Annotated in this window: 5 protein-coding genes; 2 read left to right on the forward strand and 3 right to left on the reverse strand. The window is 72.6% G+C overall.

Features of this window, described 5'->3' with window-relative positions; genetic code table 11:
- Positions 1–261 precede the first annotated feature (261 nt).
- A complete protein-coding gene (locus WMF43_RS09120; protein WP_437679089.1) occupies positions 262–3702 on the reverse strand; it encodes an AgmX/PglI C-terminal domain-containing protein in 3441 nt (1146 codons plus the stop codon).
- Positions 3703–3834: 132 nt separating this feature from the next.
- On the reverse strand, positions 3835–5016 hold the full coding sequence (locus WMF43_RS09125; RefSeq protein ID WP_437679090.1) for a hypothetical protein: 1182 nt from the start codon (positions 5014–5016) through the stop codon (positions 3835–3837).
- 282 nt (positions 5017–5298) lie between these two features.
- On the opposite strand from WMF43_RS09125, the gene WMF43_RS09130 reads away from it, so the two are divergent.
- Both WMF43_RS09130 and WMF43_RS09135 read left to right on the forward strand, forming a co-directional pair.
- The gene (locus tag WMF43_RS09130) at positions 5299–6345 is read left to right on the forward strand and encodes a protein-glutamine glutaminase family protein (RefSeq protein ID WP_437679091.1); all 1047 of its coding nucleotides are present in this window, start codon (positions 5299–5301) and stop codon (positions 6343–6345) included.
- 155 nt (positions 6346–6500) lie between these two features.
- Positions 6501–7331, forward strand: a complete 831-nt coding sequence (locus WMF43_RS09135) for an EI24 domain-containing protein (RefSeq protein WP_437679092.1) — start codon at positions 6501–6503, stop codon at positions 7329–7331.
- Positions 7332–7487: 156 nt separating this feature from the next.
- On the opposite strand, the gene WMF43_RS09140 is transcribed toward WMF43_RS09135, so the two are convergent.
- A complete protein-coding gene (locus WMF43_RS09140) occupies positions 7488–10208 on the reverse strand; it encodes an RICIN domain-containing protein (RefSeq protein ID WP_437679093.1) in 2721 nt (906 codons plus the stop codon).
- Between the last annotated feature and the right edge of the window lie 904 nt (positions 10209–11112).

Here is an 11112-nt window from a genome sequence, read left to right on the forward strand (position 1 = left end):
CGGCCCAGGTCGGGGTAAAAGGCGCAAAGGCGCAAAAATACAAAGAAAATTCTGGTTTGCGTCTTTGCGCCTTTGCGTTGAAATCTCTCTTCTCTCTCCATGATCCCTGCCAAGACTCCTGACAGGCCGAACCAGGACCATCATCTGCCAGCTCGGTAACACCCGAGGGGGCGCTGGCCTCGCCGCGCGCGACCTGCGAACGCGATCCGGTTCGGCCAAGACGACGGTGGCGCGCGGCGACGCCCCCGGCGCGCCGGCGCGTCACCGCGTGACTGCGCCGAGATCCACGAACGCCCCGTCGGTCATGACCACGAAGGGCCGCTCCTCGAAGCTCAGGCCGCCCTTGCCGTCGTGATCGACGATCTGCAGCTTGCCCATGCCGTAACCCATCGGGCCGCGCGAATAATAATGCGCTTGCAGGGTGTACCGGCTGGCCCGCTGCTCCCGGGGGGCGCGGATGGTGAAGCACTCGGGGCCGTAACCGGTGGTGACGTCGGCGTAGAGGCGCCCGCCGCCGGGCAGCGTCGGGCGCCCGTAATAGGCGTGGCCGCCGCGGTCGTCCCGGATGTGGAAATCGACGTCGTTGGCGTCCGTTTCCCAGCTCAGCACGAAGCGGAGCGAGGGCGCGCGCTCGAGCGCGGCGCCGGACTTCGCGAGCCGGGCCAGGACGTCCGCCCGGCGCGCTGGATCCACCTTGAGCCACGCCGCGGCGACGAGGCCGAGGTCCTCGCGCAGGACGCCCTCCACGCCGGCAAAACGCCCGGGCGGGTAGCGGCGCTCGAGGCCCGCGGCGAGCGCGTCGAAGGCGGCGGCGTGCTCGCCCCGCTTGAGGCGCGCGAACGCGAGCAGACGGTGGCTGGAGGGGTGGTCGGGGCGCTGCGCGCGCGCCTTCTCGTACGTGTCGACCGCCAGATCGAGGCCCGCGCCGGCCGCGAGGCGCTCGAGGCGCGCGCCGGCGAAGCGACGCAGGTCCGCGCGCGCCGGGAACAGGTCGACGAGCGAGCCGTACGCGCGGGCGGCGCCCGGCGCGTCGCCCGCGGCCTCGAGCGCCTCGCCGAGCGCGACGAGCGCGAGCACGTCGCCCGGGGCCTCGGCGCGCCAGGCCCAGGCGTCGCGCAGGGCCGCCGGCGCGTCGCCCCGGGCGAGGGTGTCGTGGATCTGCTTGAAGCGGCCGGTGTACGGCTCGATCGGCGGCGGGGGCTCCGGCCGCGCAGCGGCGTCGGGGGCGGCCGGCGTGGCGCCGGGGGCCGGCGGCGCGAACCGGATCGGGAACAGCACGGTGACGCTGCCGCGCTCGGGCGCGGGGAAGCTCAGGCCGTGGAAGGCGCGGACCACGCAGGAGACCACGGCGCCGTCGGGCAGATCGGAGCCGCCGTCGATCGCGCTCGTCACCGCGCCGCTCGGGTCGATGGTGAAGCGCACGGCGACGACGCCCTGCAAGCCGGCGTTCCGCTGGAGCCCGCGCTCGTAGCAGAGGCGGAAGCGGCCGAAGCTCTGGCGGACGACGCGCGGGATCACCTCCGCCGGGATGCGGCCGCTCACCTGGGCGGCGCCCGCGCGGAGCGAGGGCGCCGCGGCCCGGTGGGAGCCGCCGAGGCGGCCGTGCCCGCTGCCGAAGCCCTGGCCGTCACCCGCGGCCGGCGCGGCGCTCGGCGCGGCCGCGCTGCCGTGGCCGATGGTGCCGATCTCGCCGAGGCCGATGCCCTCGGCGCGGCCGCCGCCGCCCTCGCCGATGCCCGTCAGCCCGAGCCCGCCCGCGCCAAAGGATTCTTCGGCGCGCGCGCCCGCCGGAGCTTCCGGCGGCGCGGGCGGAGGGCGCAGGGCCGCGCCCGCGCCCGCGGGAGCCTCGGCGGCCGGGCCGTCGGGCGGCGCGGCGCCCCACGGCTTCTCGGCCGGCGGCCACGAGCGCTTCCGCACGGCGACGCGGCCGCCCTCCACGGTGAGGATGTCGGAGAGGCCGCGCCGGGCGATGTCGAAGCGCGCGTAGTCACGCTCGGTCTCCAGCACGAGCAGCGCGGTGTAGGGGCTCAACACGCGGTGCGCGATCGAGAGATCGACGATCTGCCTGCGCAGGGCGTCCTGGTCGCCCCCTGCGGCCTCTCGGGCGAGCAGGCCCTCGATCTTCGCCCGGGCGGCGGCGCGCTCGAGCAGGGGGCGCTCCACGCCGCGCAGCGCGGGCGTGTCGGTGCGGCCGTCCACCGTGATCCGGACCGGCAACTCGGCGGGCACCTCGGCGTAGACGAGCGCCTCGTCGCCGGGCTGCACGCCGTCGAGCGACGTGGGCCAGACCCAGCGCGCGCCCTCGATGCCCACCGCGATCCCCGAGCGGGTGGCCGAGGCGAGGCGCCGCTCGACCTCGGCGGCGCCGCGCGCGCCGTCGATCACGGCGCCGTCGCGCGGCAGGCCCGCCGTGACGAGCTGCCGGAGCGCGGCGTCGTCGCGGATGCCGCCGAGGGCGATCGCGTCGAGCCGCTCGATCCCCGCGCCCCGCAGCGCCGCCGCGGCGCCGCGCAGCGCGCCCTCCGCGACCTCGCCCGCGGTGGCGATGCCGTCGGAGAGGAGCACCACGCGCCGCTGCCCGCGGGCGCGCGCGTGCTCGCCGGCCCAGCGGAGCGCGCGCCCGAGATCCGAGGCGCCGAGCGCCTGCCGCTCGCGGATGTGCTGGAGCTCCGCCTCGCCGAACGCCGAGGCCGCGCCGTCGAAGAGGGGGGTGACGGTCTGGTCGTAGCAGGCGACGGTGAGCGGCGCGCCCGGGCCGCCCGCCCGCGCGACCGCCCGCGCGACGGCCGCGAGCAGGCCGAGCTGCTCCTCGAGGCCGAGCGCGCGCGAGGCGCTGGTGTCCACGAGGATCACCGCGGAGGCGAGCGGATCGGGCGGCGCGTGGCCGTCGCCGTCGCCGCCGAAGCGCGCGCGCACGCGGGCGAGCACGAGCTCGCCGCTGCGCAGGCCGCCCCGCGCCCCGGTCAACCCGAGCCGCGCGGGATCCACGACGAAATCGGCCTCGGGCGCCGCGTCCGTCCGGTGGAGCGCGTGGACCGGCGCGGCGGCGCCCGCGACGGTGGCCTCGAGGTCGAGGCGGCCCACCACGGGCAGGCCGCGCAAGGGGACGGTGAAGGGCGCGTCCGGGCCGAGCTCCTGGGAGTACGAGAGCACGATCTCCTTCACCCCGCGCGCCGGGATGGGGAAGACCCGCGCGCTCACCTCGTTGCCCGCCGCCCGCTCGAGCAGCGCTGGATCCTGCTTGCGGTGGAGGAAGTCCTCGTACGCCTCGCGCGCGCGCTGGCGCTCGACCACCTCGCCCTCCTGCCAGCGATCGCCGATCCTCATGGCGAGGCGGCCGAGGCTCGCGCCGGGCGGCAGGGTGACGCTGAAGGTGCCCTCGAGCGTCCGGTCCTCGGGGTTCTCGAAGGTGAGGTGCAGCTCGGTGAGCGCGAGCGGCGCCTCGATCACCGCGCGGCCGGTGAGCGCGACGAGGCGCAGCCCCGTGCCGTCCGCCGCCGTGAGCCGGAGCGGCGCGGCCTCGGGGCGGCGCGCCGCGAGGGCCGGCGCGGCGGGCAGGGGGCGCAGCGCGGCGGGGGTGGGCCCGCGCGAGAGCGCGCCGGGCGTGGCGGGCGAGCGGCTGTCGGCGCAGCTCGAGAGCGCAGGGACAAAGGCGGCGATCGCGGCGAGCGCAGCGCGGCCGCGGAGGAAGGCTCTTCGCACGGGGGGCCTCCGGTCGTGGTGCGGCCGGACGAGCCTGAACGAAGGCCCGCCGGCCGTGGGGTAGGGCGATCGACACGCGGGCGGGCCGGAGGTTCCCGCGCGGCGCGGGCAGCGGCTCGCCGGCGACGCGGGTCAGTCTCCCCAGCGCTCGGCGTGGTCGTCCTTCTCGCCGAGCTCCCAGCGGTGGACCACGCCGAGCGTGATCTGCTGCTGATCGAAGCCGCCGTCGAGGATGGGCGCCATGGTCCCCGGATCGTCCTTGTCGCCCCGATCGAGCACGGTGAACCGCACGTAGACGTCCCAGTCGTCCACGTACGAGTAGGCGCCGCCCACATAGAAGTTGAGGCGCGTCCTGGGCTCCAGGAAGCCCGGCGCGCCGGGGCCCTCGTCGCCGGGGTCGTGCACCAGGGGAAAGCGCATGTCGGCGCCGACCCACGACGAGAACGCCCGCCGCGGCGTGCGCAGGACGACCTCGGCGTCGACGACGAGCTCGCCGAGCCAGGAGCGCGGCGCGGCGCCGTCCGCGAAGTCGAGGTGCGTGAAGGCGCCGCCGATCGCTCCCCGGAAGTCGAGCGTCTCGTGCACGTCGCGCTTCGCTTCCAGGGCGAGCTCCGCGCCCTCCCAGAGGCCCAGATCGCCGAGGAGCGGCCCGCCCGCGAGGCGGAGGCCCAGCGCCTGGCCCTCGCCCAGCGCCGCGCGCGCGGTCAGCGATCCGTTCTGGGGCACGAGCTCGTCCGCGTAGCTCGGCTGCTTGACCAGCAGCGCCATGGCGGCCGCGAGCTCGACCGGACCGAAGGAATAGCGGCCGTTCAGCGTCAGGAGCCCGACGTCGGTGAACGCGAGCCCCTCGCCCGGGCGGCCGCCGCCGAGCGGGAGCTCGCTCGTGACGAAGGTCATCTCCCCGCCGATCTCGAGATCTCCTGCAGGGAGGAGCAGCAAGTTCGTCGCGGTGGCGCGCACGCTGCCGCCGTGGAGCGTCGCGTGGGCGCGCACGCTGCCGCCGTGGAGCGTCGCGCTCTCTGCTGTCAGCTCGTACCCGTGTGTGGGGACCGGATCCGGCGCCGTGGTCACGACCGACGGCCCCGGCTGCGGCTCGGCCGTCCCCGGCTGCGGCCCTGCGGTTCCCGGCTGCGGCTCGGGAGCCGCGCCCTCCGCCGGGGGTGGCTCGGCCGGCGCAGCAGCCGGGGGCGGCGCGGCAGGCGGCGCCGGCACGGGCGGGACCTCGGCCCGAGCCAGGTCGAGAGAGAGGCCGGTGCCGAGCAGTGAAGAGAGGCCGATGCCGAGCAGTGAACCGAACGCCGCCGCGAGCCGCATGCGCGCGAGCATAGGCCGGGCCGAAGCGCACGGGCTCGACCATCACCGTCGAGCAGCAGAAAAACGACGGTGGGGTGCGTTTCGCGCGAAGGACGACCGAGGACGCCGACATCCACCAAGGGCCAGGGGCAGCCGAGCGGCGACGCGGGATCCAGCGAGCCTCGACGGGTCGAGGCCGCCGGGGGCTGTTCCCCTCGAGACGCTGCGTGTCTCGCACGCAAGGAGAGCAAAGTGATGAGACAGTCGTATCTGGCTCTGACGAGAGCGCTTTGTGCCGCGGCAGTGGCCCTCGCCACCTCCGCCTGCGGCAGCGACGAGGGCCCCGATTCCGGTCCGGATCCCGACATCGAGCGCTCCGACGCGGAAGCGCTGCAGGGGGCCTGCCAGCTGCCCGACGGCCCGCGCACGTTCGATCAGCAGAAGGGCCCGCCCGAGGCGCTGGACGGCGATTGTGTCCCCACCTGGACCGAGGCGCAGCTGAGCGCCGGGTTCGCGGCGATCCGCGACGAGCGGCTGCTCACCTCGTCGATGCAACCCGGGTTCCTGCGGCGGATTCCCTGGCTCGCGGTCGACAACGGCTGCGAGGAGCGGGCCCAGGCGGCGAGTTACTTCCTGGACCAGTGGGGTTATCCGGCCACCTACTATGCCAGGGTCGCGTCAAGACCGGGCAAGTCGCTCTCGCTGGACACGGTCCACGAGCCGGACGGAAACGTCGTGTGGAGCCACCACGTCGCGCCCGTGGTCCAAGTCAGTGGACAGCTCGTGGTCTTGGACCCCGCCATCGATCCGGAGCGGCCCCTCCCGATCGCGGAGTGGCGCTCCCGGTTCAGCGTCCCCGGCGACATCGACGTGGCGTTGTGCCGTGACCACGCCGTGGGGGCGGGGTGCTTCGACGCCGTGCCCGCGGAGCCGTCGCTGCCCAGCACGGCGCCCGGCAGCCTCCTGCACCTCCGGCTGGTGACCGAATGGCGAGTTCAGGAGCTCCTCGGACGTGATCCGTACCGAGTCCTCGGCCCCTGCCCGCCGTGGGAGGACGACTGCGAGCCCGAGCCCACGCCCGATCCGAACCTTCCCCCTGTCCTCCGACGGTTCGCGTCCGACCAGTACGACAGCCCCGTCTGGGCTCCGATCTACGTCATCGGAGACAACTTCGTCGAAGGCGTGACGACCGTGCGCATCACCGGAGACGGCGTGGACGAGCTCGCCGTCATTGCTGACATCAACCTGCGCAGGATCGTGATCAACACGATCTATCCGTTCGGCGACTACGTGGTGACCGCGTACAACGGGGCGCTCGCCAGCCAGACGATGGCCCTGACGATCGAGTGAGCCGGAGGGCCACGCACGTGCACCTGCGGAAGGTGCACGTGCGGCGTCCGGGGTTGCTCCCCCTCCCGTACACCCGCAGCCCCCTGCACGACCGCCGTGCCAGCGCGCGGAAGGCGTTGACCGGATGCCCGGCCGCTGAGACGTTCGTAGCCCGGATGATCACCCCCGATGCTCCCCCCGGCTCACCCATCGCGCCCGCGAAGCGCCCGCCCGCGGGGCTCGTGCCGCTCGAACGCCCCGGCTTCGGCGCGGGCCTCAAGGCCATGCTGGGCGGCTACGGTTACCTCTTTCGCACGCCGGACCTCTGGCCGCTCGCGCTCGTCCCCACGGGCATCGCGCTCGTGCTCACGGTCGCGCTCGCCATCGCCGGCGTGAAGCTCGCGCCTTCGCTCGTCGAGCTGATCGTGAAGGAGCCGGGGACGGGGGGGCTCTGGACCGTGCTCATGGCCGTGCTGCGGATCCTCTCGCTCGCGGTGGTGCTCGTGGCCGCCCTCGCCCTCTCGTTCGGGCTCGCGAAGCCGCTCTCGGGGCCCGCGCTGGAGCGGATGGTGCGCAGGGCCGAGGCCGATCTCGGGGTGCCCGCGTGGCCGGAGGTCGGCTTCCTCGCGGACATGTGGCGCGCGCTGCAATCGTCGCTCGTGGCGCTCGCCTTCACGCTCCCGATCCTCATCGTCCTCGGCGTCGTGGGTCTCCTCTTCGCGCCGGCGAGCGTCGTCATCGTCCCGCTGCAGCTCGCGGTGACAGCGCTCGCTGGGGCCTGGGACCTCTGCGACTGCCCGCTGTCGATCCGCGGCGTGCCCGTGGCGGCGCGGATCGATCTCGTGCGCCGGAACCTCGCCGCGGTGACGGGCTTCGCCTTCGGCCTCGCGCTGCTCTCGTTCTTGCCTTGCGCGCTGCTCCTCGTGCTCCCGGCCGGCCTCCTCGGGGCGACTCGGCTCGTCGTCACGCTGGAGCGGTGGGAGGCCACGAAGCGAGCGCCGCGCTGAGCTCGGGCCACGATCGGGCGATGCGGCGGGAGGTCTCGCCGAGCTGCTCGGCGACCGGGGGAGGGGGCGCGGCGCGCGGGACGCGACGCGCTCGCCGGGGACAGCGAGCCTCCGGCGCGCTGGGCACGCCGGAGGCCGGGCCGCGGGATGGGCTCGTTAGTTCGAGCGGCTCGCCGGATACCGGTAGAAGTTCTGGGCCCACTCGATGGTCCAGATCGTCGGCTCCACGTACACGTTCTTGTCCGGGCCCAGGATCATGCCCTGCTTGATCCTCGCCATCGCTGCCAGGAAGACGCGGCGGTCGTCCTCCATGCGCGGCCGCATCACGGTCGACGGCGGGTACAGCTCCTTGACCTGCGCGACGGCCGCCGTGTCGTTGATCCACCGGTCGACGCCGTGCGCGCCCTTCGGGAGGCGCTCGCCGCCGGCGTCCAGCCAGTCGCGGATGTCGTTGTTGCCGCGGTTCATGCCGTCCGCGTGGCAGCCGATGCACGAGCTGCCGACGTTCAGGCGGCGATCCGGGCTGGCGAAGCCCACGAGGCTGTTGATCTGCTGGTCCGTGGCGGTCCGGGCGATGCGCGGATCACGCACGATGTTCACGAAGGCGTCGACGCGGCGCTGGTTGAAGCCGCCCCACAGCGAGTACCCCTGCAGGCCATTCGGCAGATCCCAGATGACCTCCTCGGCCGACTGCTGGAGCCCGTCGGTCCCGGTGTAGTAACGGCAGTTCAGGAAGCCGCTGCCGCCGTAGCTCGGCTGCCCCTCGCACCCCGCCGGCTCCGTGCCGTTCGGCTGCGCCAGCGTCGCGATGAAGCTGTAGGAGCTCGCCGTCACGCCGCCGCCGGTCCCGTTGATGAACTTCGGGATCGGGTACGCCCAGAAGGGGAACCGGATCTGGCCCTGCTCGTACGCCTCCTCGATCGTGCGCACGTCGCCGTCGAGCTGCCCGGTGAAGACGTCCCAGGTCTTCCAGTAGTACCCGCCGCTCCTCGTCCTGGCCCGCCAGTACATGCGCGAGTCGACGGTGATGGCCTGCTTCGTGACCATGTACTCGAACGACTTCATCCCCGCGTCCTTGATGACCCCGAGCTCGTTCTCGAGGTCGTTCGCGTACCAGGGGATCGCCATGATGGAGTTGTACACGTCCGGGCGCGTCAGCGTGTAAACGAGCTGGCTCGCCTCGATGTACTCCGGCTTGAAGCCGTTGACGTTGGGCGGCAGCACCGCGCTGTCCGTGGCGCCCTCGACGTTGCCGGCGACGACGCGCCCCCAGACGAGCTTCGCGAAGTTCGGGTCCCTGGAGACCGACGACGCGTACCGGTACCTCTCCCGGAAGGTGACGTCGGAGCCGACCGGCTCGCCCAGGTAGTTGACGGTGGTCCTGCCGAAGAAGACGTCGTCGTCCGATCCGCCGAAGTGGAGCTTCGTGACGCCCTTGTTGTAGCCCCAGTAATCGCGGGTATCGAAGCGGTAGACGATGCCCTTGCCGTTGATGTCCACCGGGTTGACGATCACGGGAGCCCAGCGCGCGGTCGAGTTGAGGGCCTTGGAGAGCCCCACGCGGGCCACGTTGAGCTCCTCCGCGGTGGCGCCCCGGTTGTGGAGCTCGTGGAGGGAGGCGTACTTGATGAACTCCGCGTCGGCCGCGGGGACGGTCGCCTTGTTCGTCGCGATCCACGACTTGACCTGGTCCTCGGTGACGGTCTCGCCGGCCGGGACGGGGCGCGGGGTCGCCGGCAGGGTGGGCGCGACGGCGGCGGCCCACCTCTCGACGGCGGCGAGCATCTGCGTGTTGGCGTCCCTGCAGTCGCGCCCGAAGCAGTTGTGCCGGTCGATGCCCATGCGCACGACGAGCTTGGAGTCCGCCGGCTTCTTGAAGTTCACGCGCGTGAGCGCGTACTCGTGGGCGAGCTCCGCGTTGGCGTCGGCGTGGATGGGCGCCTGGCCCTTGCCCGACGTGCTGTGGCAGCCCGAGCAGTTGTCTTGCAGGATCGGGTAGACCGTCGTCTTGAAGGCCTCCAGCGACCTCGCCATGTCGAAGCGCACCTCCGTCGGAATGCAGACGGCCTCGACGTTGTAACCGCCCCTGCCGTTCGGGAGCTGGCTATAGCCGAGCCCGCACCCCGCCGCCGGGGCGACCCCCACGGTGCCGTCGGCCGGGGTAGAGCCGCCGGAGCCGCCGGCCCCGCCGGAGCCGCCGGAGCCGCCCGCGCCGCCCGTGCCGCCCGCGCCGCCCGCGCCGCCCGTCCCGCTGGAGGTGGAGGTCGAGGTGGAGGTGGAGGTGGAGCTGGAGCTGGAGCTGGTAGAGCCCGTCCCGGTGCCTGACACGACCCTGAACGAGAACTTCTGGTTGTCCGTATTCGACCAGCTGTACTGCTGGAGAGCGGTGCCGTCCGCCGTCGCCCGCCCCGTGACGTCCAGCGCCTTGCCGCTGCTGCGGATCGTGACCCGCTGCGTGCCGCCGGGGAGGTCGACGAATGAAAATTGCTGGCTCCGGGAGCTGTCGCAGCTGGCCTGGACGATGGCCGTGCCGTTCGCGGTCGCTCCGCCGCTGGCCCCGAGGCAGAGGTTGCTGTTCACGTTGCGCAGCCGGAAGTACCCGCTGCCCGCGGACTCCACGCGGAACTGCTGCCGTGTCGTGCCGTTGCACGCGGCGATCTGCGCGGCCGTCGAGGCCGCCGTGCTCCCGCCCCGGATCTCCACGCACTTGTTGCTCTGCACGCCGACGATCGTATAGACCGCGCTCGGGTCGATCGTGAGGCCTTCCTCGAGCGCGTCGCCCTCCTCGCTGTCGGACCCCTCTGGGATGGTGACGCACGAGACGGCGAGAAGGCCCGTCGCGGCGAGGTGCAAGGCACGCCTGGATGCGAATCTCATGTGGTCCTCCTCGTTCTGCTAAGTTAGAAAAAAACGATCCGACTTCAGCTCGACGCTGCCCTGGCGATGAACGAGGGCGCTCGCCGCGCGATGAGGCCTCCCGAGGGACGGCCGCGGGGGACTTCGTCCTGCCGGAGAGCCTCAACCACGAGGTGCGCGGGGGGCGGTTCGTGCGCGGTCAAACACCGCGAAGAACGTAGTTATTGTTCCATGTCGGCTTGGCAGTCAAGGCGATTATGCATTTTGTGAATCGGTCTCGTTGTTTGTCTCGCTGTCGCCTCGCTGTCGCCTCACTATTGCGCACTATTGCGCACGATTACGAACTCACGACAACGGCAGTCGTGAGGTGACGGCCGGTGGCGCAATTCCCGACATGATCCGGAGCCTCGCCGGGCCGCGACACACGCGGTGGAGAACCGGTTAAGTCCCGCCTGGACTTAAGCTGTCTCGTCACCCGCTGGATCCGCCGAGGACCAGCTAAACCACCGTGTTGCTGCTGGATCAACCGTCGACCAGTGGCGCCTCCGCGCTACCCTGGATCGTCCGGTAACCAGGTCTGCACGTGGGCGGATTCCTTCAGAAATCCAGGCTGATCGACCCTCTCGGGCGGTGCCGAGTCGGGAATGGTAGGAGCCGCGCCGACGCACCGGGGCGAGGAGGACATCAGGAGAAAAATTCAACGCCGAGGGCCGGTATAAGGCTGAGGCCGCCGGGAGGCAAGGATTCCAGGTATCCCTCGGTGTTCTTGGCTTCCTTGGTTTCTTGGCGCCCTTGGCGGGTTCTCGTGATCTGGACATCCGAGCTGACCGGGGCTCGCTCTGGATCCGGGGGTCGCTCTAGATAGCGATGGGCAGCCAGGTTGCTGCCTGGGCGCTGGACCGGTCGCGCTGTCGAGCTCACCCGG

The sequence above is a fragment of the Sorangium sp. So ce131 genome (genome assembly GCF_051519095.1).
In the GTDB taxonomy this organism is placed as follows: Bacteria; Myxococcota_A; Polyangia; order Polyangiales; family Polyangiaceae; genus Sorangium.